This window comes from Sphingomonas sp. AC411, assembly GCF_979253035.1.
This window is the reverse complement of record NZ_CEEDAQ010000001.1, coordinates 779,481-805,969: the sequence shown is the minus strand read 5'-3', so window position 1 is coordinate 805,969 and position 26,489 is coordinate 779,481. Positions and strand designations below refer to the sequence as shown.

Genomic DNA, 26,489 nt, shown 5'->3' with positions numbered 1-26,489 from the left:
GTATTGGCTGGCGGGCGGTCGTCCCGGTTCGGTTCGGACAAGGCACTAGCGATGTTTGAAGGGCGTATGCTGTCCGAGCATGCGAGGGACCTGCTGGTGCCGTACGTCGAAACGGCGGTTATCGTCGGCAGAGACGGCCCGATCGCCGACCTCCCCGGCCCCGATCTCGGCCCTTTGGGCGGGATTGCCGGCGCGTTGTCCTATGCCCGCGAACGGGGCTTCACGTCGGTCCTGACGATCGCATGCGACATGCCGGTTCTCCCCGACGGGTTGCTGGCAGCGCTCGCACGAGGAGCGCCCGCCTATTGCCCGGATGCGCCGGTGCTCGGCCACTGGAACACCGCGTCGATGGAGGCTCTGCTCGAGCATATCGCGGCATCGCCACGCCGTTCGGTTCGCGGTTGGGCGGAGGCAATCGGCGCCGTGCCGATCGCGGCGCCAGCGCCGATCCCCAACATCAATACGCCGGAAGACATCGCCGCCCTATGACGACCTCTCGCACATTGCCGATCAAGATCCTTCGCCCTAATTCGGTCATGGTCGGAGAGCGAACGATCGCGATCGAGGTGCCCGTCGCGATCGAGATCGACGGGCTCGGCTATGCGGTGATGATGATGACGCCCGCCGACCTGCCCGAGTTCACGACCGGATTCCTGCTGACCGAGCGGCTGGCCGACAGCGCCGACGACGTGCGCGACATCGACGTGTTCGAGGCCGAGGCGGGCTGGATCGTCCGCGTCGGCCTGTCCGAGCGCTGCAAGGGGCGCATTCACGACCGTGTCCGCCATCGGACCAGCGACACGAGTTGCGGACTGTGCGGGATATCCGGGCTCGAACAACTCCGCAAACCTGTCCCTCGAACGCCACCGAAGCCCGACACGCCTGTAAGCGCGTTGTTTGCCGCACTCGGTGGCTTGCGCGCGCACCAGCCGCTCAACGCCGCCACGGGCGCCATTCACGCGGCAGCGGCATGCGATCGTGAAGGCCAGGTCGTTGCCGCCTATGAGGACGTCGGTCGCCACAACGCGCTCGACAAGCTGGTCGGAGGACTGGCGATAAAAGGCCAAGCGATCGACGGATTCATTCTCGTCACGTCGCGGATCAGCTTCGAGATGGTCGACAAGGCGTTGATCGCCGGCGTGCCGATGCTGGTCGGGATCTCCGCACCGACCAGTCTCGCGATCGATCACGCGCGTGCGCAGGGCCTGACGCTGCTCGCCCTCGCCCGCAGCGACGCGATCCTGGTGGTGAACGATCCCTGGAAGGTCTTCGACTAGCCGCAGACGATGCGGCTAGTCGAAGCAGGCGTCACTTGGTGGCCGTCACGACATCGGTCTTGGCCGCAACGAGATAGCCCCGACGACGAACACCAGCCCGCCGATGATGTTGCCGAGGCTGACGATCGCGAGGTTGCGGATCACGCCCGCAATATCGATCGAAGCGTTCGGGACGAGCAGCCCGAGCGTCAGTGCGGTCATGTTGGCGACCGAGTGCTCGAACCCGGCCGCTACGAAGGCCAACAGGATCCAGGCCATGCCGATGCACTTGGCGGCATCGCCGGTCATGCGGGCCGCCGTCCAGATCGCGAGGCAGACGAGCCAGTTGCAGAGGATGGCACGTGCCAGCAGCGCGGTCGCATCGACGGACACCTTGTGCTGGACATAGCCATGGAACATCGCATCGGCGTTGGCGAAGATCGCGCCGCCCCCGCCCGCCGCGAACACGAGCGACAGCACCACACCGCCGACGAGATTACCGATCCAGACGACGACGGTCAGCTTCACCGCGTCCGCGACGGTGATCGTTCGCTTGGCCAGACCGAAGCCAAGATACATCACATAGCCGGTGAAGAGTTCGGCGCCCGCGAACACGGTCAGGATCAGCCCCAACCCGAAGGTCGCCCCCATCACCAGCGGGCGCACGCCCGGTTCGAGCCCCGACCCGGTGCTGAGCGCGAGGATCATCGCGATGCCGATATACGTGCCCGCAAGGATCGCGCCGGCGAAGAACCCTGCCGGAGAGCGCCGCAGCGCCTCCGCCTTGGTCGCGGCGAGGGTAGCGTAGGTGTCGATCGTCGACGTGTAACCGGTGCTCATGCGTCAATTTTGCTTTTCTGGCCGACGATCCCGGCACGCACCACGCCGCGATCCGAACCCATGTCGGCCGCCGCGGGACGGACGGTCACCGGAATGGATTTGTAGGAAGGCGTGAAGCTCTGTGGATCGTGATCCTCGAGTGCGATCAGCGGCTGGGTCTCGGGGTAATAGGACGCGACGCAGCCATCGGGCAGTGCATAGCGGACCAGCATCAGCTTCTGGACGACGCGATCGGGCCGCGCGAACTGAAGCGCGGTGGCGATATCGACGACGTCGCCTTCCTTGTGCCCCAGCCGTGCCATGTCGCGCTCGTTCATGAACAGGATGTCGCGACGTCCGAACACCCCGCGATAGCGATCGTCGAGGCTGTAGACCGTCGTGTTGTACTGGTCATGCGCGCGCAGCGTGGTGAGCCGCAAGACGGTCGGATCGCCCGCGCTCTCGTCCTTCTCCACGCCCTGGGTGACAATGAAGTTGGCCTTGCCGCTGTCCGTCTTCCACTCACGCATCGCCGCCGAATTCGGGAGGTGGAAGCCGCCCGGCTTGCGGATGCGCGCGTTGTAATCGGCAAACGCGGGGAACACCGCTTCGATCTTGTCGCGGATCAGGCTGTAGTCGCCGACATAGGCATCCCAGTCGATTGCGATCGGCGCGCGGCCCTTGACGGCGAAGGCCGCCTTGGCGATCTCACCGACGATCCAGATCTCCGACTTCACGTTCTCGCCCGGCGGCATCAGGAAGCCGCGCGAGGCGTGGACCATCGACATCGAATCCTCGACCGTCACCGCCTGCTGGCCGGTCGCCTGCATGTCGAGTTCGGTCCGGCCAAGACACGGCAGGATATAGGTCGACTTCGCCATCAACAGCATCGTGCGATTGAGCTTGGTGGTGATGTGCACGGCAAGATCGAGGTTGCGGAAGCCCTCCGCGCAGGCCTGCGGATCGGACGAGGCGATCGCAAGATTGCCGCCGAGGCAGACGATCGCCTTGGCCTTGCCGTCGCGCATCGCAGCGATGCTCTCGACCACCGAATGGCCGTGCTCACGCGGTGGCTCGAACCCGAAGACGTCGCGCATGTTGTCAAGCAGCATCGGCATCGGCCGCTCGGTGATGCCGACGGTGCGGTCGCCCTGCACGTTGCTGTGGCCACGCAGCGGACAGATGCCCGCACCCGGCTTGCCCATGTTGCCACGCAGGAGGAGCAGATTGGCGATCTGCTGGACGTTGGTGGTGCCGGTGCGGTGCTGCGTGACGCCCATGCCGTAGCAACAGATAGCCGCCTTCGACTTCGAATAGGCAAGTGCGACCTCTTCCAGGTCAGTGCGCGAAAGCCCGCTGGAGCGTTCGATGTCCGCCCATTCGGTGGTCGCGAGGTCGGCGATGTAGTCGTCAAGTCCGGCGGTATGCTCGGCGATGAACGCGTGGTCGAGCGCAGGCTCGCCACCCGACACCTTCGCGGCCTCGTCGAGTGCGATCAGCGCCTTGGCAATGCCTTTCAGCGCCGCCGCGTCCCCGCCGACCTTTACCTGGTAATAGCTGCTGGCGATCAGGGTGGCCGACATCGTCGCCATTTCGACCACCGACTGTGGCGATTCGAAGCGTTCGAGCGAGCGTTCCTTGAGCGGATTGAAGACGATGATCTTGCCGCCGCGCTTCGACACTTCGCGCAACGTCGCCATCATCCGCGGATGGTTGGTGCCGGGGTTGTGGCCGATCGACAGGATCAGGTCGGCGTGATCGAAATCCTCGAGGCTTACGGTGCCCTTGCCGATCCCGATCGACTTCGGCAGCCCGACCGAGGTCGCCTCGTGGCACATGTTCGAGCAGTCGGGGAAGTTGTTGGTGCCGTACATCCGGACGAACAGCTGGAACAGGAACGCCGCCTCGTTCGAGCAGCGGCCCGAGGTGTAGAATTCCGCCTGGTTCGGGTCCGGCACGGCGGCAAGGCCCGCACCGATCCCGCGCATCGCCTCGTCCCAGCTCACGACCTCATAGTGATCGGTCGCGGCGTTGTAGCGGAGCGGCTCGGTGACGCGGCCCTGATCCTCGATCCAGTGATCGCTCTGCTTCCAGATGTCCGACACGCTGTGCTTGGCAAAGAACTCCGCGCCGATCGTCTTCGCGGTGGATTCCCACGCAACGGCCTTCGCGCCATTCTCGCAGAATTCGAACGAGGAGGTATGTTTCGGGTCGGGCCAGGCGCAACTCGGGCAATCGAAGCCGTCCGGCTGGTTCGACTTGAGCAAAGTCTGGCCGCCACGCACGACGATCTGCTGCGCCTTCAGCGAGACGGCGACCGCTTTCAGCGCTCCCCAGCCGCCGGCCGGACCCGTATAATCGGCGATCCCATCAGGGCGTTTGTCACGCATACTCGTATCTCCCGTAAGGCCGGGCCGACGCGTGCGCTCGAAATACGGCACACAGGCTGACCATTAACCCAAGGCAATAGAAGCGCATTTTGCGATTGCGAAGACGAGTTTCCCGCAGTTGGTGATCGCTTGCGTCGGTCTGCGGGTAATATGCCGGCGGCGCCTTGCGCCAGGTCCGAAATGGTAGCGAAGGAGGGACTTGAACCCCCGACCCCAGGATTATGATTCCCGTGCTCTAACCAACTGAGCTACTTCGCCGTACCGTCCGTCAGGGAAGCATTCTTCCCTGCGAGGCGCGGCCTATAGGAAGCGGTTTCCAGACGGTCAAGCGAACATATGCCGGGAAATCGCTTCCCACGGTCCGCCGCGATACCACCATGCGCCCAGACCGGCGATTTCGACGTCGCGCGGGCTGAAATCGCGCTGTAGATTGGCGAGCAGGAGCTTCGCGATTTGCGGGCTGACCTTGTTCTGGATCGTGACGTGCGGACGCCAGCCGCCCGCGTCCTGCGGCGTCAGCATGCCGGTGAACGCGTCGGCGAGCCGCGCGCGAATGCCGACGAGGTCGGGGATTCGATACGGTAGGCGACACCGCGGCCAAGCGACATCAGGCCGCCCACACGCGCCTGTGGGGCACGGATGCCGCGCGTTTCCTGGTTGAGCCGGTGCTTGAGCTCGGCGAGGCCCGAGGGCGGCAGGTGATGGAACAGAGTCAGATGCGCGTCGAGCTGGTTGCGCTCGGGCGGGAAATGCTCGCGACGCATAGAGATCGAAGAACGCGGTATCCTGGCGACCAAACAAGGCGGTGACGATGATCGGGGCTACTTCGGTCACTTGCGGGGTGTTTCCCATTATGCTCAATCCCTCCTCGGCGGAGGCCGGGGTCCAGTTGGGAAACGTTGTTGACGTAGGCCGCGCTCCGTTACCACGACCTTTCCAACTGGGCCCCGGCCTTCGCCGGGGATGTGCGTGTTTGATCACACCCGAGCACCCAATGCGCTTACGGCAGCGAGTGGTGGGGTTACAGCGTGTTCAAATCTCGACCTGGCTGCCGAGTTCGACGACGCGATTGGTCGGCAAGCGGAAAAATTCCATCGCGCTTTCTGCATTCCGCAGCATCCACGCGAACAGCTTTTCGCGCCAGAGCATCATCCCGGGCTTGTCCGACGCGAGCAGCGTCTGGCGCGACAGGAAGAAGCTGGTGTCCATCATCTTGAAGTCCGCGCCGCAAGTATGGACCTGGCGCAACGCCGCGGGCACATCGGCGTCCTCCATGAAGCCGTAGCGCAGCACGAGCCGATGGAAGCCGTCGCCAAGCTCCTCGCGCACCGCACGATCGTTGGCGGGCCAGTAAGGCTGCCCGACGATCTTCACGGTGAGGAGAATGACGCGCTCGTGCAGCACCTTGTTGTGCTTGAGGTTATGGAGCAACGCATGCGGCACGCCGTCCGCGGTCGAGGTCATGAAGACAGCCGTTCCCGGCACGCGTGAGGCCGAGCTTGCCGCAGAGCCAATGAACACCTTTATCGGCATCGCCGCCTCGTGCATCCGGTCGATCATCAGCTGCCGCCCCTTCGACCAGGTCGTCAGGAAGGTGAAGATGATGAAGCCGACCAGCAGCGGGAACCACCCGCCGGCGGGCACCTTGGTGAGGTTCGCCGCGAAATAAGCGCCGTCGACGGTGAAGAAGATCGCCAGCAGTGGAATAGCCGCGATCTTCGGCCAGTTCCACAGGCGGAACAGCACCACCCCGAGCAGACACGTGTCGATGAACATCGCGCCCGTGACCGCGATCCCGTAGGCGCTCGTCAGGTTCGACGAGGTGCGGAAGAACAGCACGAGCAAGATTACCATGACCATCAGCGCGCCGTTGACGAGCGGGATGTAGATCTGGCCGGCGGTTGAGGCGCTGGTGTGCTCGATCCGGAGGCGCGGGATGAAGCCGAGCTGGATCGCCTGCTGCGTCACCGAGAACGCGCCCGAGATCACCGCCTGCGACGCGATCACCGCGGCCATCGTCGCGAGGATGACGAGCGGCAGCTGGAGGCTTTCGGGGGCGAGATTGTAGAACGGACTGACCAGCGCGGCCTGGCCATCACGGAACAGCAGCGCGCCCTGCCCCATGTAATTCAGAATCAGCGCGGGGAGCACGAAGAACAGCCATGACAGGCCGATCGGCTTGCGCCCGAAATGCCCCATGTCCGCATACAGTGCCTCGGCGCCGGTGACCGCGAGCACGACCGAGCCAAGTGCCAGGAATGCCCGCTCCGGATCGATGATGAAGAACTCGACCGCGTAATGCGGCGACAGCGCCCAGAGGACGCCAGGGGTCTGGACGATGCTGAGGATACCGAGCACCGCGATGACGCTGAAATACACCAGCATGATCGGGCCAAAGACGAGTCCGATGCGCGCGGTTCCGCTCTTCTGGACCCAGAACAGCGCGATCAGGATGACGATCACGATCGGCAGCACCAGGCCGGCAAAGGCGGGCGCGGCGACGGCCAGGCCCTCGACCGCCGACAGCACCGACACTGCGGGCGTGATCATGCTGTCGCCGTAGAACAAAGCGGTCGCGAACACGCCGAGCAGGATGATGCCCTTGCTCCAGCGCTTTGTCTTGGTCTTGCCCGAGACGAGCGCGAGCAATGCGAGGCTACCGCCCTCGCCCTTGTTGTCGGCGCGCATGATGATGATGACGTATTTGACCGTCACGACGATCATCATCGACCAGAACATCAGGCTGATGACGCCCATGATGTGCGCCGCGTCGAGCGCAAGCTTGTGGTGGCCGGCGAAGGTCTCGCGGAAGGCGTAGAGCGGGCTGGTGCCGATATCGCCGAAGACGATGCCGATCGCCCCGAAGGCGAGCTTCAGCATGCCGTCGGAATGATGATGTCCCGTCTCGAGATCGAGATTGGCGGGTGGCACGGTCGAGGCCGCGGCTGTCTGGTCGACGCTCACTGGACGGTGAATCGACCCGGAAGTGCAGCAATCTTCATCGAATTTCCGATTTCACCCTGTGCCCCAAGCGCGCGCATTTAGCATGAGGGGTAGAGGGCGGCAACGGCGGGGCGCTAGCGTAGATTAACCGAGGCTGATCGTGGCGCGCAGAGAGAGGTGTCGACACTCTACTCCCTTCCCTGGAAGGGAGGGGAGAAGGGTCGCTGGCATCTAGCGGGTGACGACTTCGCGGATCACGAAATGCGACGCCAGCCGCGTCACGCCCGGCAGTTGCGAAAGCGTCTCACGGTGGATGCGTTCGAACGTCTCGCCGTGACGGATTTCGACGTGGAGCATGTAATCCGCCTCGCCACTCATCAAAAAGCACTGCACCACCTGCGGGCAGTCGACGATCTCCGCCTCGAATGCCGCCATCGTCTCCTTGCGCTGGTCGCGGAGCGTGACGTTGACGAGGACGATGCTCGGATCGCCGCGAGCCGCGCGCGACAATACTGCACGGTAGCCGGTGATCGCGCCGCTCTCCCGCAGTTGCGCGACACGCCGATGCGCGGCGCTCGCCGAGAGGCCGACCGCGTCGCCGAGCTCTGCGCTAGTCAGGTCGGAATTGGCAGCGAGCAGGTCGAGTATCCTGCGTTCGATCGTGATGCTCAAGATTTTCTCGTTTCGACGGCGAAGGATGCACGTATCTTGCAAACGCGCTATCGTATCGAAACGAGTTTGCGAACCCTTCCCGTCCAAGGCGCGCTAGTATCGCGCAAACGATAATGGAGTGGAATCAATGCGCGTCGGTGTCCCCAAGGAAATCAAGAACCACGAATATCGCGTCGGCCTGACCCCGCCATCGGTCGCCGAACTGGTCGCGGCCGGTCACGAAGTCGTGGTCGAGACGCAGGCCGGATCGGGCATCGATTTCGAGGACCAGGATTATATCGACGCGGGCGCGACGATCCTGCCGACCGCCGCCGCGGTGTTCGCCGGCGCCGACATGATCGTGAAGGTCAAGGAGCCGCAGCCGGGCGAGATCGCGATGCTCGAACCGCGCCACCTGCTGTTCACCTACCTCCACCTCGCCGCCGACAAACCGCAGGCCGAGGGGCTGATGAAGTCCGGCGCGACCTGCATCGCGTACGAGACGGTCACCGACAATCGCCGCGGGCTGCCGTTGCTCAAGCCGATGTCCGAGGTCGCGGGCCGCATGTCGGTGCAGGTCGGCGCGCATTATCTCGAAAAGGAGCAGGGCGGACGTGGCGTCCTGCTCGGCGGCGTCCCCGGTGTTGCACCTGCCAAAGTCGCGATCCTCGGCGGCGGCGTCTCGGGCGTCAACGCCGCGCAGATGGCGGTCGGCATGCGCGCCGACGTGACGATCTACGACATCTCGAACGATCGGCTGGCCGAACTCGACATGTTCTTCTCCAGCCAGATCAAGACCGCCTACGCCTCGAAGGCTGCGATCGCAGCAGCGGTCAAGAACGCGCATCTGGTGATCGGCGCGGTACTCGTGCCGGGGGCCGCTGCGCCGAAGCTCGTCACCCGCGAGATGCTGAAGACGATGAAGCGCGGCTCGGTGCTGGTCGACATCGCGATCGATCAGGGCGGGTGCTTCGAGACGTCGCATGCCACGACGCACGAGGACCCGGTGTTCGAGGTCGACGGCGTGATCCATTACTGCGTCGCCAACATGCCAGGCGCAGTCGCGCGGACCTCGGCGTTCGCGCTGAACAACGCGACGCTGCCGTTCGCGTTGAAGCTGGCCAATCTGGGTGCGGAGGCGGCGATGAAGGCCGACCCGCATCTCGCCAACGGGCTGAACGTCTACAAGGGCAAGATCGCGTACAAGGCGGTCGCGGATGATCTAGGTTTACCTTACGAAGCTTGGGCCGGCTGATAGGGAACGGATACGGAACATGGGTGTTGGACAGGGGAAAGGAATTTCCAATGTCCGACACCCCGAACCCCAAGTCCGAACCGTTCTCGAACGCCGAGAAGGACCTCGACGACTGGACCACCGGCGACGAGAAGATGACCGGTGCGCAGGCGAGCTACCTCAAGACGCTGTCCGAGGAAGCGCACGAGGAATTCGACGAGACGCTGACCAAGGCGGATGCGTCGAAGAAGATCGACGAACTGCAGTCGAAGACCGGCCGGGGTCAGTAAGCCTTCATCCCGTCATCCCGACGTAAGTCAGGATGACGGGATTATTGGCGCGGCGTTTCAGCGTCCTGAGCAGCAAGCAATCGGTCGAGCAACGCCAGTCGAACTGCTATCTCACCGCGATACGAGATATCCGATGGGGTTAGCGCCAAAGCCTTCGCCCAATATGGCCGAGCCTTCGCAAACTCCCCTGCTCGGACATACGCCAGCCCCAGAAAGAACGGCGGCGCCGGATGCTTCGGGGCTAGTCGCGTCGCCTGTTGAAACGCGAACAGCGCCGGCGGGGAAACCTGGTTCGCATCGTGTGCGGACAGCGCGTTAGCGAGTCCGGTCCATAACACCACGCTCTTCGGCGCGATCCGAATCCCGCCTAGCAACACCTGCACCGCCGCACGGCGATCGCCGATCCGCGTCATCGCGTCCGCCGCCACCAGATACGCAGCCGCTCCGGTGTACCGCTCCAGCATCTGATCGCGCAGTTCTAGCATCGCGCCATCGTCGGGCGTCGCTGCGAGACCGGTCGTGACGGGGTGCCCAACGAGCCCCGGCTGCCCCTGCAACGCGTAACCCGCCGCGCCCAGCATCAACGCCGATGCAACCATCGTCCACAGCAGTCGATCGACCTTCAGCACTGCGAGCAGCGCGAAGACGCCCGCACCGATCGCGGCAAGCCATACCCAGCCCATCAGCGTGTCCTTCGCCGGAAACTCGACCGCGCGATCCAGCCGCCGACGCCGAGCAGCAGGATCGGCGCGAGCCACAGCGGCCAGGTCAGCCCCGACAGCGGCGGATCATAGGTCACATAGTCACCGTAGCGGGCGATCAGCCAGTCGCAGATCGACGCGGGCTTCTCGCCGCGTTCGATCCGTTCGCGGACCAGCGCCCGCATGTCGGCCGCCATGTCGGCATCGCTGTCGGCGATCGACTGGCCCTGGCAGACAAGGCACCGCAGCGTCTCCATGAGCGCGCGCGCGGAGGCTTCTTTGGTCGGGTCGGCGAGTTGAACGTTGGCATAATGCGCGGGCGGCGTGACAGGTTGGGCGACGGCCGGCGAAGCGCAAAGCAACAGCGCCGCAAACAGCTCCCCTCCCGCAAGCGAAAGGGCCGGGGAGGGCATGACGCGAACGCGCGGATGCCCCTGAGAAGAAAACCCTCTCCTAACCCCTCCCGCAAGCGGGAGGGGAATGAAGTGCGAGTTCCTCATCGCGCATCCTTCACAGCCTGGGCGATCTCGGCGACATTCTCCGGCCGGATGTCGCCGATGATCTGCTTCACGACGATCCCGCGGCCGTCGATCACGAACGTCTCCGGCACGCCCGACGAGCCCAGCGCCAATTGCACCTGGCTGGCCCGATCGCTGCCGATCCGCTCGTACGGATCGCCGTTGCGTCGGAGGAACCCGGCAATCGCCGGCGCGGTGTCGCGGATCGCGATCGCGTCGATCGGCACGCCCATCGCCTTCAACCGCATAAGCTGCGGTGCCTCGGCGATGCACGGGATGCACCAGCTTGCGAACACGTTGAGCAACCGCGGCTTGCCCTGCCGGAACGACGCGCTGGTCAGGCCCGGCTTGCCGGGGACCATTGCGGGCAGCGCGAAATCGGGGAGCGGCTTGCCGACCATCGCCGATCGCACCACCTTCTCGGCAGGCCGGAACAGCCCGCTCGCTACTACCGCGAACAGCAGCGCAAAGATCGCCAGCGGTGCCCAGAGTGCGAACCGCTTCATGCCCATTCAGCCCGTGTTGCGGCACGTCGCTCACGCCGCACCCGGCCGAGCAGCGACAGCGCCCCGCCCAACGCGATCAGCACGCCGCCGAACCAGATCAACGTCACGAACGGCTTCCACCACAGTCGAAGCTGCCACCGTCCCTGCCCATCCGGCTGGCCGAGTACGGTATAGAGTTGGCCGTCGAGCACCGTCAGAATGGCGGACTCGTTGGTGCTGGTTGGCGGGTTGGCGAAAAAGCGGAGTTGCGGGCGCAAGATGCTCTCTCTGCCGCCTCGCGTTGCGGTGAGTCGTGCTTCGAGGGCTGACCAGTTTTCGCCGATCACGGGCGATATTCCATCCAGCGTCACGGTGTAAGGCCCGACCCGCGCTGGTTCACCCGAGCGCACCGCGACCAGCGTTTCCTTGGTAAACGCGCTGTCCGACGCCATCCCCGCGAGGCTCACAGCGATGCCGAGATGCGCGATGACCATGCCGTAGGTAAACAACGGCGTGCGCCTGAGATTTCGCTTCCAAAGCGGCGCGACGCTGGCGACAGCGAGCCCTGCGGCGAGCGACAGCCCGGCCCAGGGGAGCCAACCCGGCCACACGAACAACAGCGCAAGCGCGGCCGCGACCGTTGCGCCAATCGGCAGCATCACACGGCCGAACACCGCCTTTGCGTCGTCACGCCGCCAGCGCAGCAACGGCCCGACCGCCATCACCGCGACCAGCAGCAACGCGATCGGCCCCGCGGCCTTGTTGAAGAACGGTGGGCCGACCGACAGCTGCACGTCGAAGCTCGCCGCGACGATCGGGTAGAGCGTGCCGATCAGGACGATCCCGAGGATTACCGAAAGGAGCAGGTTGTTGGCGACCAGCCCGCCTTCGCGACTGACCGGATCGAAGGTCGTGCCAGCACGGACGGTGCCGATCCGCGCGGCGAACAACGCAAGCGCACCGCCAATATAGATCGCGAGCAACGCCAGGATGAACGCGCCCCGCTCCGGATCGACCGCGAAGGCGTGGACGCTCGTCAGGATGCCCGAGCGGACCAGGAACGTGCCGATCATCGACATCGAGAACGCGACCACCGCCAGCATGATCGTCCACGCACGCAATCCGTCGCGTGTCGCGAGAACCGTCACCGAGTGGAGCAACGCAGTCGCGGCGAGCCACGGCATCAGGGACGCATTCTCGACTGGGTCCCAGAACCACCAGCCGCCCCAGCCGAGCTCGTAATACGCCCAGTAACTGCCAGCGGTGATGCCTAGCGTCAGGAATATCCACGCGATTAGTACCCAAGGCCGCATTGCCTTCGCGAACGCCGGTCCCACGTCGCGGGTGACGAGCGCGCCGACGGCAAACGAGAAGGCGACCGAAAGGCCGACATACCCCGTGTAGAGCGTCGGCGGATGGAACGCCAAGCCGGGGTCCTGCAACAGCGGGTTGAGCCCGAGGCCGTCGGGCGCTGCCGGATTGAGCCGCGCGAACGGGTTCGAGGAGAACAGCAGAAACGCGTAGAAGCCGAGCGCGATCGTCGCCTGGGCGCCGAGCGTCGCGGTCAGCGTGCGTTCGGGAAGCGAGCGCTCGAAGATCGCGACCGCCCCGCCGGCCAGCCCCAGGATCGTCACCCAGAGCAGCATCGAGCCTTCGTGATTCCCCCATGCGCCAGCAAACTTGTAAAGCCACGGCTTGGCGGAATGGCTGTTCTCGACAACCAGCTTCACCGACATGTCGGACTCGAGGAACAGCTCGATCAGGAGCGCCATCGCCAGCAGCGCAAGCAGCCCCTGAACGATCGCCACAGGTCGTACGGCCGCCGCCACGTCGTCACGATCGCGTGCGATGCCGATCGCCGCCATCACCAGCTGCAACGCCGCCAGCGCGCCCGCGAACCAGAGCGCGGCGAGGCCTGCTTCGGCGATCACTGCTTAGCGTCCGGTTCGAGTGTCTTGGTTTCGTGCATCTTGCCGGCCATTTCGGGCGGCATGTATTTCTCGTCATGCTTGGCGAGCAGGTTCGAGGCGACGAAGCTGCCGTTCGGCTGGAACTGGCCTTCGGCAACGACGCCCGATTTCTCGCGGAACAGGTCGGGGACGATGCCGGCGAAGACGACGGGGGTGGTCGCCAGCCCGTCGGTGACTACAAAATGGACGGTGATTCCGTCGGATGCACGCTTGATCGAGCCACTCTCGACCATCCCGCCGAGCCGGACCGCGCGACCGAGCGGCAGGCCGTCGCGGCGCACGTCGGACGGTGCGTAGAAGAATGCGGCCTGGTCCTTGAGCGCCGACAGCGCGAGCAGGCCCGCAACTACGACCGCGCCGAGCGCCAGCAGCGCGAGCGTCAGGCGTTGATGCTTGGCCTTCACTTCTCGGCCTTCCGCATCGCGAGGTAGCTCAGTAGCGCGAGGATCGCACCGCCACCGAGCGTCACGACATATGCGGCAGTTACGAACGGCCAGGGGTTCATGCTCTGGCCATCCTGCGCATGCGGGCTTCGGTCTTCGCAACGGCGAGCATCGTCCGCATCCGCATCAGCACGATCCCCGCGAACGCGAAGGTGAAGCCGGCCAGCATGATCGGCAGCGGCCACAGGATCGAGCCGTCGATCGTCGACTTGGTCAGCCCGATGCTTGGCCCCTGATGCAGCGTGTTCCACCACACCACCGAATAGCGGATGATCGGCAGCAGCACCGATCCGGCGATCCCGTACAGCGCCGGCACGCGCCCGTCGCCGCCTCGATCCGCATCGGCCTTCGCGAGCGCCATGTAGCCGAGGTAGACGAAGAACAGCAGCAGCATCGAGGTCAGCCGGCCGTCCCATTGCCACCACGTTCCCCAGGTCGGCCGCCCCCAGATCGAACCGGTCATCAGGCAGAGCGCGGCGAATACCGCGCCCGGCAGCGCGATCGCGCGCGCGGCGACGCTGGCGAGCGGGTGGCGCCAGACGAGGAACATGATGCTGGAGATCGCGATCCCGCTCCACCCGCCCATGCCGAGCCACGCGGCGGGCACGTGGATGTAGAGGATACGGACCGTCTCGCCCTGGAGGTAATCGGGCGGGGTCTGCGTCAGGCCTGCCCAGCAGCCGAGCACGATGAAGGCGACGCCGAGCCAGAAGAGCAACGGAGTCAACGGCTTGGCGATCTGCAGAAAGCGCGCTGGATTTGCGAAGGCGTGTAAGGTGGCCACTGGATGTAGCCTTATTGGCTTAATTCGCTGACGTCACGCGGGAGTTATAGCCCCTCGCTTCTCGGGGAGGGGGCGCCCCTCCCGTACGCCGTCATCCTGACGGAAGTCAGGATCCAGAGCCGCAAAGGGCAACGTACCGTTACTCTGGATCCTGACTTTCGTCAGGATGACGGGAGTAACTGGAGCGTGCGCCCTCGGCCCGAGCAACGGTCGCCTAGGTTCAGCGACCGATCAGGCGCTTGGCGATGCTGTCCGCGACGTCCGACGACGGCTCGCCCGAGCGGTCGCTTTCGTCCCAGACCTGGGTCAGGCGCTCAGGGATACGGGCGATCCGTGCCTTCACTTCGGCTTCGTCACCATGACCCAGATATTCGAGACCGACGTTGATGATCCCACCCGCGTTGATCACATAATCCGGCGCGTACAGGATACCGCGAGCATGCAGGCGCGCGCCGTCCTCGCGCACGCTCAGCTGGTTGTTCGCACCGCCTGCAACGACCTTCGCCTTCAACGCCGCGATCGACATCTCGGTCAGGATCGCGCCGAGCGCATTCGGGCTGAAGATATCCGCCTCGGTCGTCAGGATCGCCTCGGCCGCAACCGCGGTCGCGCCGAGTTCACCGGCAAGCTTCTGTGCACGGCCTTCGTCGACATCAGCCAGCGTCAGCACCGCGCCGTCCTTGGCGAGCAACCGCGCGAGCCCGCCGCCGACCGACCCGACGCCCTGGATCGCGACGCGCACGCCCTTCATGTCGGTCGCGCCGAGGCCGCGAGCCGCCGCCGCTTTCACGCCGAGATAGATACCCAGCGCGGTGTACGGTCCGGGATCGCCGCCGGCAGCGCCGCTCGCGACCGGCAGCCCCGAGACGTAGCGCGTCTGCGTAGCGATTACCTTCATCCGCTCTTCGGACATGCCGACGTCTTCCGCCGTCACGTAACGACCGCCGAGCGAATCGACCGCGCGGCCGAACGCCTCGAGCTGCGCCGTCGTGATGACATCGCCGGGCTTGGCCGCGAGGACCACGCCCTTGCCGCCGCCGAGCTCGAGCCCGGCCATCGCGTTCTTGAAGCTCATGCCGCGCGACAGGCGCAGCGCGTCGGTCACCGCGCGACCGTTATCGGCATAATGCCAGAAGCGCGTGCCGCCAGCTGCCGGCCCGAGCTTGGTGGAGTGCAGCGCAATTACCGCGCGCAGGCCCGATTCGGGATCGGTGAAGGCATGAACGCCCTCGTGGTCGTCGAAATCGGGAAGGTCCCAAACCGCTGTCATCGCCGGCTCCTGAGGAGGAATAAAATTACCGGGAGGCGAAATATTATTTTCTGGGGCGTTTGACCAGCCCAAAGCGCCCGCAGTGCGGGGGCTCGTCGAAAATACTGAGATAATGGGGCGACCGACGGGACTTGAACCCGCAACATCCGGCATCACAAGCCGACGCTCTAACCAATTGAACTACGATCGCCGCGAAGGCGTCGCCCCTAGCGGGGTCGTCGGTCCCCGTCAACCGCCGACTTGCATAAACGCCTCAAAATCGTCCCTCGATGGCGAGACGGTAACCGTTCGGGCCGTTTACGAAGCCGGCCTGTTCGAGCTTCTGGACGGCCAGCGGATCGGACGGGCGCAGCGAAAGTTCGGCACGGTAGGTCCCTGCCCCTTTGATCCTGAGCGCGATGCTTTCGGTGCCGGACTGGCTCGCGAGCGGCAGGAGCAAGCAGTGCCGTCGCAGCGCGCGGTGCCGCTCACCGACTGCGGCAGGGCGATCCCGCCGACCTCGCCCGCCAGCGTCGCGCGGACGCGGCCCTCGGCGGCTTCGCACTGCCCGTCGCGGAAGCGGACCGACACGTCGTCGAGATCGAGCGCGGAGACGGGCACCGGTGCGAACAACCGACCGGTCGCGACGGTGGCGGTCATGTGGTCGACGCCGAAGCCGTGGCGACTGACGCTTGCCGAGCCTGTGAGAGGTTTGGCAGATACCGATTCGGGACCGGCGAAGACGATCGTCGCGCGGCCGACCAGCAGCGGCAGGGGCGACAGCCGTGCGTGCAGGTTGCCGAGCGCAAGATCGCCGAACCGAGTGTCGGTCAGGGTCGCGCCCCAGATCGTGCCCGAGACGCGGCGTGCGACGAGCCCTTCGTCACCGACACCGACCCAGCCGAGTACCGCGCGCATCGGCAGGAAGACGATCAGCGCGATCAGCAGCATGCCGCCGAACAACGCCGCGGGTCCGGTCCGCAGTCGAATCCGCCTCATGCCGCCCGCGCCTTCAACGTGAGCGCGACGCCGACGGTCTTGTCCCCCTTGTCGGTCATCGTAACCGAGTCGACGAGGATGCCGAGCCGTTCGAGCCGCGCGAGCCACGCGGTCAGTGCAGCAGGACGCGCCGACTGGATACCGACACGGACGCGGTCTGCACCATCCTGATCGAGCGACGCGAGCGCGAAACCGGCCTGATCGGCCTCGGCACGCACCACGTCGGCAAGTGCCCCCGTCAGCGGCGTCGCGCGCGTCCGCTGGATATCGCGCAACGTGGCAACCTGCGCGCGAGTCTCGCCGAGCCGCGTCACCGCGCTGGCGTGGCGTTCGCGGGCGCTCGACAGACCATCGCCGACCGGGCGGATGATCACCGCCCACAGCAACGTGAGCACCGCGAGCGTGGCCATCACGAGCAGCAGGCGCCGCTCCCTGAGCGAACGCCCTTCGAACCAAGTCTTCAGGCCGGTCATCGTCCGCTCCCCGATGCTGGACTGATCGTAAGTTCACCCGTCACCCGCCCGGCCGCCGCCTGGAACACACCCGCGCGGACGGTGAAGCCCGCCGACTCCAGCGCGCGCTTGAGATCGGTGGCCAACGCCTCGCGCTCGACTGCTACAGACAGTCGCAGGTCGCCGTTCGCCTGAAAATCGAGCCCGGTGACTTCGCTCCCGGCGTAGCGCGTACCGCCGCAAACGCCGCCGCCGTCGTATTGGTGAACCCGAGCCCAGGCCCACGCACGCGCGACAGCCGCTCGTCGAGTTGGCGGGCGGCATCGACAACCGTCTCGCCACGCGGCAGGCCGGTGACGGCCACCGTATTGGCTTCCGCCTCCAACGCATCCGCGCCAAAACTGTATTTGGCGATGCGAACGAGCGAGATGGCAAGAGTCACCGCCAGGATCGTCAGCGACAACAATGCCAGTCGCCGGATCAGCCGCCAGTCGATCGCGAACCGGCGCCGCCGCGCGAACGGGCCTTGGCGGAGGTCGAGCGGGAGCGATGCGGCGGCGGCAACGATCGCCGCTTCCAGCGTGTCGCGGTCGATCGTCGCCGGCGCGCTGCCCCCGGTCACGAGCTCGGTCAGACGCGCCTCGTCCGCGAACCCGCTCGACGTACCGCGCACCACGCCGCTGCCGGCAAGCTCGGCGCGCGCGTACCCTCTTCGGGCCGCGGCAGGAGCATCGGCGCGGGAATCACGGCGACCGGATCGACGCCCGCTTCGGCGAGCATCCGCAGCCACTCGCGCATCGTGGCCGCACCGACGACGCCGATCGGACGGTCGCTCGCGCCCTCGTCCCCGACCGCGACATGGAGTTCCACGAGCGGCGATGCGCTCGCCTCGGCCGCCAGTATCCGTGCGGCGGCGGTCGCCTGCGCCGTCGAGCGGGAGGGCAATTCCGCCCAATGCAGCGTCACCGCCTCGGCCGGCGCCACCGCGATCGTCTCGTCGTCGATCGCTTCGGGAATTCCTTCCTCCCCGACCACGCGCGTCCACGACGCGCATCCAGCGATATCCGGTCTCGCCGGCGGGAAGGAACAACAGCGTCGTCATGATGGCTCGCCCCATTGCCGCGATACGAGCTGCGCGGGAACCCTGTTCGCATCGATCAACGCACGTTCCTGCATTTGCGTGCGGCCGAGCGTCACGTCGATATCGAGCGTGAACCATTTCGAGACGACCGTGGCTTCCGCGCCTGGCGCGATCGTCGAAGCCCCGAGCAGCGACAGGCTCGTCTGCATCTGGCCGATCTCGGCATAGCCCTGGACCGGCCGCCGCAGCAACGCCTGCTGCGCGTTGCCGATCGACAGCGTATCGGGATACATCATCGCCAGCAGCACCGCCTGTTCGGGCAACAGCGTATTGACGTTGATCGGCGATGGTTTCGCGATCGGCAGCGTGCAGATCCAGGGCCGCAGCCTGGCGTAGATTTCCGGGGTCATGCCGAGCACCGCCCGCAGTTCGCTCGGGTCGGTCATCAGCGTACCGGCGGTACGATATGGCGTCTCCCGACCTAGATAGGCGCCGTCCTCCGCCCCCATCTGCTGCTGATCCTGATCGGTGTCGATCCAGTCCGCCGTGCCTGCCGCGACCTGTTCGGCGACCTGTACCGGCACATCGAGGAGCCGCATCAGGCGGACGAACTGCGGGCGGGCCTCGCGTTGCGTCGTGTAGACGCCGGGTCCGGTCATCCGCACCAGGCTGTTGAGGTTGAAGCAATTCGCACCATCCCGTACGCGCGCGGTCGCGAAGCCGCCGGGGACCGGCAGACCGAACGGGGTGTTGCTCCAATTACCGGCGAGCGTGACCCGCTTCGAGCTCTGGCCGAGCAGGTTTGAGATACGGGTGAGCGCCATCGTCTCGGCGGCCAGCGCATAGGCACGCGCCTGTTCGCCGGTCGCGGCATTCCCCGCCAACCGCGTCGACAGTCGCAGCTTCTCCAGCGCGGCGCCGGCCATCACGGCGATGATCGCGACCAGCATCAGCACGGTCAGCAACGCGGCGCCCCGCTCTGCCCCCGCTCAATACCCCGCGACGGCAACGGATCAGTTTGGCGCACCGGACGCCCCCTGTTGCGAGGCGGGGTCGCCGGAGAACTAGCCTCGCTGATGTCGGCGGGCATCGGCGTGTAGCCGGTGCCGACCAGAAACATCTGGCGAAACTGCGTCCCGTCGTCGCGTTGGACACGCAATTCCATCGCGTCGGGCAAGGGCGCGCCGCCTGCGCCGTCCCAGCGATCGCTCCAGGCGCCGGCGATCCGGTAGCGAAGGCCGACCTGCCGCACGCGCGTCAGCAGCGCGGCCGGGGGCAGAGGCTGGGCACCATCGATCATCGGATAGGCGATCCGCTGGAGCGTGCCCGCATCGACGCGGTAGGCGACCTTTGCAGGTTGGACCGTGCGGTACCGTCGATATTGCTCCAGCCGGCGCGGACGAGGCGGAGCATCGGCGTGACGCCCGATCCGCTTTCGCCGACGAACGCCGGTATCCGCGTTCCGGCTTCGTCGCGTGTGACGCGATTCGCCGCCTGGGCGAGGTCCGCGGAGAGGATCGACATCGTCCGGGTCAGCGCGCTGATATCGTCGAGCTTGGCTCCGGTCGAGCTCTGCGCCCTGACGCTGAACGACAGAATGGCAACGCCCGCCGCGGCGATCATCCCGAAGATCATCAGCGAAACCATGACCTCGATCAGCGTAAAGCCCGCCTCGCCTGCCGACTTCGCCACCTCGTCCGTACCGATTGCAGTGTCGCGACGACGCCCGCTCATGATGTCGCCGCCTGTGGAGTCGCGACGTTGGGCGCGGGGCGGACCATCGTCAGGCGGCCGAGTTGGGTGCCGGTACGGTCGGCGACCACCACGTCGATCCGCAGCACGCGCGAGCCGCCGAGCGCGCTGACCTGCCGGGTCCAGGTCCAGGCCTGGCCGCCGTTCGTCTCGACGCCCGTGACGCGGCCTGCGGTCGGCGGTTGCGCGTCGGTCACCGCCTCGATCGCGACGTTGCGGGCGACCATCTGCGCGACCAGCGTTTCGTCGAGGATCGAGGCGCCGCGGATCGTCGCGCTTTCCAGACGCACGAGCGCCATCGCCGCGAGGCTGAAGACGGCCAGCGCGACCATGATCTCGATCAGAGTAAAACCGCGCTCAGCCCGCATCGGCGCGCACGCTGCCGTCGGCGTCGATATGCACGGTCGCCGCGACGCCGCCGCGGTCGAGGCGGATTTCGGCAGGACGGTCGACGAGCCCGGTCGGGTCGAAGGTTACGCGCATGCGACCGCTGGCGTCGCCTATACTGGCCCTGGTGCCGTCGTTCCAGCGTTCGACGCGCATCGGTTTCTCCGCGATCGGCGTCCAACCTCCGGCCAAACGCCGGTCGAAACCGTAGCCGCCGCGGCTGATCCAGACGCTCACCGGCCGCGCCTCGACGATCGCAGAGTCGTGCGCAGCACGGGCGCGCAGGGCGAAGCGCGTCGCCTCGTCGAGCACGCGGCCGCGCGGGTCCGGCATGACGAGGACGGCGACGGCGGATGCAAGGCCGATGATCGTGACCACGACCATCAGCTCGACCAGCGTGAAACCGGCTTCGCGCTTATTGCCAGCTACCGATATCGGCATCGATCCCCTCGCCGCCTTCCTTGCCGTCGGCCCCGAAGGTCCAGACATCGGCCTCGCCGTGCGTGCCGGGTGACGCATAGAGATACGGGCGACCCCAGGGATCGTTCGGCAGCTTCTTGAGATAGCCGCCGCGCTGATAGCGCGAGGGATCGGTCAGGCCCGCGGGCGCGCTGACCAGTGCGTTCAAGCCCTGCGAGGTGTTGGGGAAGGTCATGTTCTGGAGCTTGTAGAGTTCAAGGCCGCCCTCGATCTGGGCGATGTCGGCCTTGGCCTTCTGGATCCGCGCGGTGTCGCCGGACGGCAGCACGTTGAGCGCGACGATCGTCGCGAGCAGGCCGATGATGACGATCACCACCATCAACTCGACGAGGGTAAAGCCTCGCCTCGCGGCGCTTCTTTTGTCTTCTGGACGCATGTACGACCTCATTGTCCGGCCAGCGTGTTGAGCTGGAGGATCGGGAGCAGGATGGATAGCACGATCGTCGCAACGATGCCGCCCATCACGACGATGATCAGCGGTTCGAGCAATGACAATGCGGTGGCGGTGAAGCGGTCGAACTCGCGTTCGAGATAGTCGGCGGCGCGCTCCAGCATCTCGTCGAGGCGACCGGCGGCTTCGCCCGATGCTGCGAGATAGGTCAGCAGCGGGGGAACACGCCTGCGCGGCGCATCGCGGCCGACAGCGAGCCGCCGCCGCGAATCGCGTCGACGATCTGGTCAGAGGCGAGGCGCAGGCGGCGATTATGGATTGTGCTGGCGGTGAGGTTGAGGCCGTCGAGCAGCGGCAGGCGGCTGGCGACCATCGTGCCAAGCGTGCGCGCCATGCGGGCTGCGTGGAGGTCTCGGATCATGCGGCCAAGCATCGGAATGCGGAGCAGCCAGCTGTCGAAGGCGAGGCGGAAGGTGGGGTCCTTGAGGGCGCGCCACAAAAGAAGGTTAGACAGGGTTAGGCCAAGAACGATCACCCACCAATAGCCGACCAGGAATGCCGAGAAGGCCATCACCATGCGCGTAAGTAACGGTAATTGCTGGCCAACGGTGTCGAATTGCTCGACCACCTGGGGGACGACGAACATCATCAGTGCGGTCACTACCCCTAGCGCGACGAGCGCGAGGATGGAGGGATAGGCCAGCGCGGTGATGAGCTTGCCGCGGATCTCGGCCTGGCGTTCGAGCAGGGCCGCCAAGCGGTCGAGGATGGTCGGGAGCGAGCCCGAGCTTTCGCCGGCCGACACCATCGCGCGGTAGAGCGGCGGGAAGCTCTTGGGTTCGCGCGCCATCGCGTCGGCGAGGCGGCGGCCTTCGACGACGCCGGCGTGGACGTGCTGGACTATGGGTGCGGACGCTGTCCTGCTCGGTCTGTCGGGTGATGGTGCGGAGGGACTCCTCCAGCGGGGAAACGCGGTTGAGCGTGGCGAGCTGGCGGGTGAAGAGGGTGAGGTTCTTGCCCGACATCTTCGGCGTGCCGAGCTGGAGACCGAACAGCGGGCGGCCCTTGGTGGCCTGTGGTGGGGCGCCGGGGTGATCTTCACGACGTAGAATTTACGCGCGTCGAGGGTGGCGCGCGCGACGTCCATGTCGGGCGCGGCGACGTGGCCGCGGCGTTCGGCGCCTTTGGTGTCGATCGCGATATAGTCGAAATCAGCCACGACTTGCGCCCCTCCCTGGAAGGGAGGGGTTGGGGGTGGGTTGGGTTATGATGCGGGGGTCGGTGGCCCGAGCCGGCCTACCCACTCCGGCCCCTCCCTTTCAGGGAGGGGGAAGAGGGGTTACGCATCGGCCACCTCTTCCAGCACTTCGGTCGTGTCGCGGCGGGATACTCTGACGGCTTCTTCGGCGGTGGTTTGCCCGGTCAGGACTAGGTCGCGCGCCGACTGCGCCAGGTTCGGGAACTTGGCGAAGGCGTGCGCGGTGATTTCGGATTCGTGGCCGTCGGTGTTGATCAGGCGGCGGATGGTGTCGTCGATGCGGACCGCTTCGAAGACGCCGATACGGCCCTTGTAGCCGGTCTGGTTGCAGTCTTCGCAGCCTTGCGCGACGTGAACGATCGCTTCCGGGGCGATACCGAGCAACGGGGCTACCGTATCGGAGGCGGGCACCGCCTTGCGACAGGTCGGGCACAGGCGGCGGACGAGGCGCTGGGCGATCACCGCGCGCAGCGTCGAGGCGAGCAGGAAGCTCTCGACCTTCATGTCGCGCATGCGGGTGATCGCACCGATCGCGTCGTTGGTGTGGACGGTCGACAGCACGAGATGCCCGGTGAGCGACGCCTGCACGGCGATCTCGGCGGTCTCGCGGTCGCGGATTTCGCCGACCATCACGACGTCGGGGTCCTGGCGAAGGATCGCGCGCAGGCCCGCCGCGAAGGTGAGGCCGACCTTCGGGTTGACCTGCGTCTGGCCGACGCCGTCGACGGCGTACTCGACCGGGTCCTCGACGGTCAGGAGGTTGCGGCTGCCGTCGTTGAGCAGGCGGAGCGCGGCGTAGAGCGAGGTGGTCTTGCCCGAGCCGGTCGGGCCGGTGACGAGGATGATGCCGTTGGGTTCGCTCAGCGCTTCGTTCAGCAACGCGAACAGCGCGGGCGGCAGGCCGAGCGCCTCCAGATCGATGCCGGCATTCTCCTTGTCGAGGATACGCAGCACCACGCGCTCGCCCGCGCGGCTCGGCAGCGTCGAGACGCGGACGTCGAGCAGCTTGCCGCCGAGTGTCAGCCCCATGCGGCCGTCCTGCGGCACGCGGCGTTCGGCGATGTCGAGGCGCGCCATCACCTTGATGCGGCTGACCACGACCGGCGCGACGTTGGGCGGCATGCGCAGCGTCTCGCGGAGCACGCCGTCGATCCGCATGCGGACGACTAGACCGGTCTCGTACGGTTCGATGTGGATGTCGGACACGCCGTTGCGCGCGGCGTCGGCGATGATGCCGTTGATCAGGCGGATCGCGGGGGCGTCGTCGGCGGTGTCGAGCAGATCCTCCGCGGTCGGCATGTCGCCGGCGAGCAGGTCGAGTTCGTCGCCCATGCCGACCGCGGCGAGCGCGTTGGCCTGGCCGTCCATCGCGTAGACGTTGGAGAGGAGGCGGTCGAAGGCGATCTGTTCGACGAAGGTCACGTCGAACGGGCGGGCGAGGTAGCGGCGGAGTTCGAGCAGGACTTTCGGGTCTGCGCCGGCGCGCATGGCGATGGTGAGGTGCGAATCGGTGTCGGTGTGGTCGATGACGACGCCGAATTTTCGGGCGAAGGCGTAGGGGATCGTGATCTGGGGGATGTCCAGCGACGGTAACGCTTCACTGCTCCCTCCCGCTTGCGGGAGGGGTCGGGGAGGGCACGGCATATCCCTCGATCGCTTCGTCCGTGAGTAAGGCAGCCCCTCTCGACCCCTCCCGCAAGCGGGAGGGGGAAGGAAGACCTTCGATCTCATGGCCTTCGCGGATGATCATTTCTTGGGCCGGACGACCATCGTCGAGGTCCGCACGGGGACTGCGATGCGCGGGTCTTCGATGCTGCCGGGGGTCGGGCCGGACGGGATCGGCGGCGCGGCACCCATGTAATCGCGGACGAGCTGGTCGATCGACGGCTCGGCGCCCGGCTCCTGCAAGCCCTGTTGCAGGCGGACATAACCGTAGCGCTGTTCGGTCAGCTTGCGGCTGTCCTCCGCGGTGCGCAGGATCGTCGGGCGGATGAAGATCATCAAATTGGTCTTCGACCGCTGTTTCGCCTTCGACGTGAACAGGTGGCCGAGCACCGGGATGTCGCCGAGCAGCGGGATCTTCTCGATCGTGCGGCGCTCATTGTCGTCGAGCAGGCCGCTGATGACCGCGATCTGGCCGTCGTCCACGGTGCGGACGGTCTCGACCTCGCGCTTGTTGAGGATCAGGTCGCTATTGTCGCTCGACACCGGACCGGCGATCGAGCTGACCTCGAGGCGAAGGTTCAACTTAACCGTACCCGACGAGTTCACCTGAGGCCGCACCGTCAATTCGATACCGACATTCTGCCGCTGCGTAGTCCGGAACGCATTGTCGAAATTGGTGCTGAGCGCCTGCCCCGTGGTGATCGGGATTTCCTGCCCGACGAGGCTGTGCGCCTCCTGGTTGTCGAGCGTGACGAGATGCGGGACCTGGAGCAGGTTCGAGGTCGTGTCGCTCTTCACCGCGTTGATGATCGCGCCGAAGAAGGTGCTGCCGATCTTGCCGCCGAAACCGCCGAAACCGCCGGTTGCCGCGAGGATCGAGCTGATCGCCGACTGTTGCAGCGTATTCGCGGCGTCGCTGGTGGTGTTGGTCGTCGTCGTGCTGCCGTCGGTGTTGACCGTCGTCGTGCTCGACGTGTTGAGCTGGGTCGCGCCGATCGCGCCGGCGATCTGCAGGATGTTGGGCGCGGAGTTGGAGAAGGTGGACGCGCCGAACGCGCCGCCGCTGGGGTCGCCGACGATGAACTGCGCGCCGAGCGTGCGGGCAGTCGAATCCGACACTTCGGCGACGATCGCCTCGACCAGCACCTGTTCGCGGCGGGTGTCGAGCTGGCGGACGACGTCGTTGAGCTGACGCTGGATCTCGGCGGGGGCGGCGATGACGATCGCGTTGGCGCCGGCGAAGCGCGTCACGACCGCGGCGGTCTTGCCGCCGGCCGCGGTGATCGCGGGCTGGCCCGAGCCGCCACCCCCGCCGCTCGGTGACGGCCCCGACTGCGGGATCTGCGGCTGCGACATGTTCGACTGGCCGCCGGACGCGCCGTTGGTACTGCTCGATCCGAAGTTCGAGCGCGACAAGGCAGTCTGGACGGGCTGGGTCGGGGTCTGGCCGACGAGTTCCTGGAGCACCGGCAGCAACTGCTCGGCATCGGCATTTTCGAGGAAGACGACCCTGATCTCGGTGCCGTTGCGCGCCTTCTGATCGAGGTCGGCGGCGACCTGCGCGAGGCGGGCGACGGTGGTCGGATCGCCGCGAAGCGCGACCGCGTTCGAGCCTTCGACGGCGACGACCGAGGCGCTAGGGCCGGTCGCGGCTGCACCGCCCTGCCCGCCCCGGTGCCCGCGCCGATCAAGCCCTGGAGCGCGGTGGCGATCTCCTTGGCGCTGGCGTTTTTCAGCGCGACGACGCGGGTCGACGAGGTGTCGGTGTCGATCCGGCGGAGGACTTCGCGGATGCGGCGGATGTTGTCGGCGAAATCGACGACGACGAGGCTGTTGCCGCCGCGGTTCGCGCTGACCGAGCCTTGCGCGCTGACCAGCGGGCGAACCGTCTCCACCGCGGACTGCGCGTCGATCGCACGAAGGCGGACGATCTCGGTGACGTAGCTGTTGCGCGCGGCCCCCGCGACGCCGATCCGGCTGGGCTGCGAAGCGGCGTTGTCGAGCGGCTGGACGCGGAACGCCCCGTTCGAGGTCGGCACCGCGACGAGGCCGTTGGCGCGCAGGGTCGAGAGGAAGACCTCGTAATATTCGGAGCGCGACAGCGGGCGATCGGTGACGACGGTCACCTTCCCGCGACGCGGTTGTCGATGATGAAGGTCCGCCCGGTGACCTTGGCGGCATCGGCGATGAACGCGCGGATATCGGCGTCGCGGACGTTGAGCGTGGTCTGTGCGTGGACGCTTGCCGCCAGCGCGAGCGCAACGACCGGACCGAGGATCAGTTTTTTCATG

23 protein-coding genes, 2 tRNA genes and 5 pseudogenes are annotated in these 26,489 nt (G+C 66.3%); 4 read left to right on the top strand and 26 right to left on the bottom strand.

Annotation, left to right across the window (positions count from 1 at the left end; genetic code table 11):
• Positions 1-3: 3 nt before the first annotated feature.
• Together mobA and fdhD are read left to right on the top strand one after the other, a co-directional pair.
• Positions 4-489 (top strand): molybdenum cofactor guanylyltransferase, encoded by a 486-nt coding sequence (gene mobA, locus AC0IX7_RS04240; RefSeq protein WP_471810656.1) that lies wholly within the window; start codon positions 4-6, stop codon positions 487-489.
• The gene (gene fdhD, locus AC0IX7_RS04235) at positions 486-1,277 is read left to right on the top strand and encodes a formate dehydrogenase accessory sulfurtransferase FdhD (RefSeq protein WP_471810655.1); all 792 of its coding nucleotides are present in this window, start codon (positions 486-488) and stop codon (positions 1,275-1,277) included. Before mobA ends, fdhD begins: the two co-directional genes overlap by 4 nt.
• Before the next feature lie 45 nt (positions 1,278-1,322).
• Here the strand turns inward: fdhD and AC0IX7_RS04230 are convergent, their stop codons facing one another.
• The 6 genes and pseudogenes from AC0IX7_RS04230 to AC0IX7_RS04205 form a co-directional block, all read right to left on the bottom strand.
• Entirely contained in the window at positions 1,323-2,096 is a 774-nt protein-coding gene (locus tag AC0IX7_RS04230; RefSeq protein ID WP_471810654.1) for a formate/nitrite transporter family protein, read from the bottom strand.
• Positions 2,093-4,465 (bottom strand): FdhF/YdeP family oxidoreductase, encoded by a 2,373-nt coding sequence (locus AC0IX7_RS04225; RefSeq protein ID WP_471810653.1) that lies wholly within the window; start codon positions 4,463-4,465, stop codon positions 2,093-2,095. Before AC0IX7_RS04225 ends, AC0IX7_RS04230 begins: the two co-directional genes overlap by 4 nt.
• 181 nt (positions 4,466-4,646) lie before the next feature.
• Positions 4,647-4,723, bottom strand: a tRNA-Met gene (locus tag AC0IX7_RS04220).
• Between the two features lie 66 nt (positions 4,724-4,789).
• Positions 4,790-5,317, bottom strand: a pseudogene (locus tag AC0IX7_RS04215) (2'-5' RNA ligase family protein).
• 180 nt (positions 5,318-5,497) lie between these two features.
• Positions 5,498-7,396 carry a potassium transporter Kup gene (locus AC0IX7_RS04210; RefSeq protein WP_471813730.1) on the bottom strand — a complete coding sequence of 633 codons (1,899 nt, stop codon included), beginning with the start codon at positions 7,394-7,396 and terminating at the stop codon, positions 5,498-5,500.
• Between the two features lie 243 nt (positions 7,397-7,639).
• On the bottom strand, positions 7,640-8,080 hold the full coding sequence (locus tag AC0IX7_RS04205; RefSeq protein WP_471810652.1) for an Lrp/AsnC family transcriptional regulator: 441 nt from the start codon (positions 8,078-8,080) through the stop codon (positions 7,640-7,642).
• A gap of 127 nt (positions 8,081-8,207) precedes the next feature.
• Here AC0IX7_RS04205 and ald point away from each other — a divergent pair, with 127 nt between their 5' ends.
• Complete coding sequence (ald, locus tag AC0IX7_RS04200; RefSeq protein WP_332795229.1) at positions 8,208-9,314, top strand: alanine dehydrogenase; 1,107 nt, start codon at positions 8,208-8,210, stop codon at positions 9,312-9,314.
• A 134-nt stretch (positions 9,315-9,448) separates the two neighbouring features.
• Positions 9,449-9,583 (top strand): DUF3072 domain-containing protein, encoded by a 135-nt coding sequence (locus AC0IX7_RS04195; protein WP_471810651.1) that lies wholly within the window; start codon positions 9,449-9,451, stop codon positions 9,581-9,583.
• A gap of 41 nt (positions 9,584-9,624) precedes the next feature.
• On the opposite strand, the gene AC0IX7_RS04190 is transcribed toward AC0IX7_RS04195, so the two are convergent.
• The 20 genes and pseudogenes from AC0IX7_RS04190 to gspD form a co-directional block, all read right to left on the bottom strand.
• The gene (locus tag AC0IX7_RS04190) at positions 9,625-10,341 is read right to left on the bottom strand and encodes a tetratricopeptide repeat protein (protein ID WP_471810650.1); all 717 of its coding nucleotides are present in this window, start codon (positions 10,339-10,341) and stop codon (positions 9,625-9,627) included.
• Positions 10,266-10,697 (bottom strand): cytochrome c-type biogenesis protein, encoded by a 432-nt coding sequence (locus AC0IX7_RS04185; protein WP_471810649.1) that lies wholly within the window; start codon positions 10,695-10,697, stop codon positions 10,266-10,268. Before AC0IX7_RS04185 ends, AC0IX7_RS04190 begins: the two co-directional genes overlap by 76 nt.
• A gap of 83 nt (positions 10,698-10,780) precedes the next feature.
• On the bottom strand, positions 10,781-11,308 hold the full coding sequence (locus AC0IX7_RS04180) for a DsbE family thiol:disulfide interchange protein (protein ID WP_471810648.1): 528 nt from the start codon (positions 11,306-11,308) through the stop codon (positions 10,781-10,783).
• Positions 11,305-13,218, bottom strand: a complete 1,914-nt coding sequence (locus AC0IX7_RS04175; protein WP_471810647.1) for a heme lyase CcmF/NrfE family subunit — start codon at positions 13,216-13,218, stop codon at positions 11,305-11,307. The genes AC0IX7_RS04180 and AC0IX7_RS04175 overlap by 4 nt, the downstream gene beginning before the upstream one ends.
• Positions 13,215-13,661, bottom strand: coding sequence for a cytochrome c maturation protein CcmE (gene ccmE, locus AC0IX7_RS04170; RefSeq protein WP_471810646.1), 447 nt, complete (start codon positions 13,659-13,661; stop codon positions 13,215-13,217). Before ccmE ends, AC0IX7_RS04175 begins: the two co-directional genes overlap by 4 nt.
• 97 nt (positions 13,662-13,758) lie before the next feature.
• The gene (gene ccmC, locus AC0IX7_RS04165) at positions 13,759-14,484 is read right to left on the bottom strand and encodes a heme ABC transporter permease CcmC (RefSeq protein WP_471810645.1); all 726 of its coding nucleotides are present in this window, start codon (positions 14,482-14,484) and stop codon (positions 13,759-13,761) included.
• Between the two features lie 220 nt (positions 14,485-14,704).
• Complete coding sequence (locus tag AC0IX7_RS04160) at positions 14,705-15,754, bottom strand: Leu/Phe/Val dehydrogenase (protein WP_471810644.1); 1,050 nt, start codon at positions 15,752-15,754, stop codon at positions 14,705-14,707.
• Positions 15,755-15,867: 113 nt separating this feature from the next.
• A tRNA-His gene (locus tag AC0IX7_RS04155) sits at positions 15,868-15,944 on the bottom strand.
• A 107-nt stretch (positions 15,945-16,051) separates the two neighbouring features.
• Entirely contained in the window at positions 16,052-16,732 is a 681-nt protein-coding gene (gspN, locus tag AC0IX7_RS04150) for a type II secretion system protein N (RefSeq protein ID WP_471810643.1), read from the bottom strand.
• Positions 16,729-17,205, bottom strand: a complete 477-nt coding sequence (gspM, locus tag AC0IX7_RS04145) for a type II secretion system protein GspM (protein ID WP_471810642.1) — start codon at positions 17,203-17,205, stop codon at positions 16,729-16,731. Before gspM ends, gspN begins: the two co-directional genes overlap by 4 nt.
• Complete coding sequence (locus AC0IX7_RS04140) at positions 17,202-17,330, bottom strand: hypothetical protein (protein WP_471810641.1); 129 nt, start codon at positions 17,328-17,330, stop codon at positions 17,202-17,204. The genes gspM and AC0IX7_RS04140 overlap by 4 nt, the downstream gene beginning before the upstream one ends.
• 17 nt (positions 17,331-17,347) lie before the next feature.
• Positions 17,348-18,150: pseudogene (gene gspL / locus AC0IX7_RS04135) on the bottom strand (type II secretion system protein GspL).
• Positions 18,151-18,282: 132 nt separating this feature from the next.
• Positions 18,283-19,221 (bottom strand): type II secretion system minor pseudopilin GspK, encoded by a 939-nt coding sequence (gene gspK / locus AC0IX7_RS04130; protein ID WP_471813728.1) that lies wholly within the window; start codon positions 19,219-19,221, stop codon positions 18,283-18,285.
• Positions 19,222-19,223: 2 nt separating this feature from the next.
• A pseudogene (gspJ, locus tag AC0IX7_RS04125) lies at positions 19,224-19,912 on the bottom strand (type II secretion system minor pseudopilin GspJ).
• A gap of 83 nt (positions 19,913-19,995) precedes the next feature.
• Positions 19,996-20,385: a type II secretion system minor pseudopilin GspI gene (gspI, locus tag AC0IX7_RS04120; protein WP_471810640.1), complete on the bottom strand. Its 390-nt coding sequence runs from the start codon at positions 20,383-20,385 to the stop codon at positions 19,996-19,998.
• Positions 20,375-20,845 carry a GspH/FimT family pseudopilin gene (locus AC0IX7_RS04115; protein ID WP_471810639.1) on the bottom strand — a complete coding sequence of 157 codons (471 nt, stop codon included), beginning with the start codon at positions 20,843-20,845 and terminating at the stop codon, positions 20,375-20,377. Before AC0IX7_RS04115 ends, gspI begins: the two co-directional genes overlap by 11 nt.
• Positions 20,820-21,260, bottom strand: a complete 441-nt coding sequence (gspG, locus tag AC0IX7_RS04110) for a type II secretion system major pseudopilin GspG (protein ID WP_471810638.1) — start codon at positions 21,258-21,260, stop codon at positions 20,820-20,822. The genes AC0IX7_RS04115 and gspG overlap by 26 nt, the downstream gene beginning before the upstream one ends.
• An 8-nt stretch (positions 21,261-21,268) precedes the next feature.
• Positions 21,269-22,494, bottom strand: a pseudogene (gene gspF / locus AC0IX7_RS04105) (type II secretion system inner membrane protein GspF).
• A gap of 120 nt (positions 22,495-22,614) precedes the next feature.
• Positions 22,615-24,177, bottom strand: a complete 1,563-nt coding sequence (locus tag AC0IX7_RS04100; RefSeq protein ID WP_471810637.1) for a GspE/PulE family protein — start codon at positions 24,175-24,177, stop codon at positions 22,615-22,617.
• A gap of 102 nt (positions 24,178-24,279) precedes the next feature.
• Positions 24,280-26,488, bottom strand: a pseudogene (gene gspD / locus AC0IX7_RS04095) (type II secretion system secretin GspD).
• Between the last annotated feature and the right edge of the window lies 1 nt (position 26,489).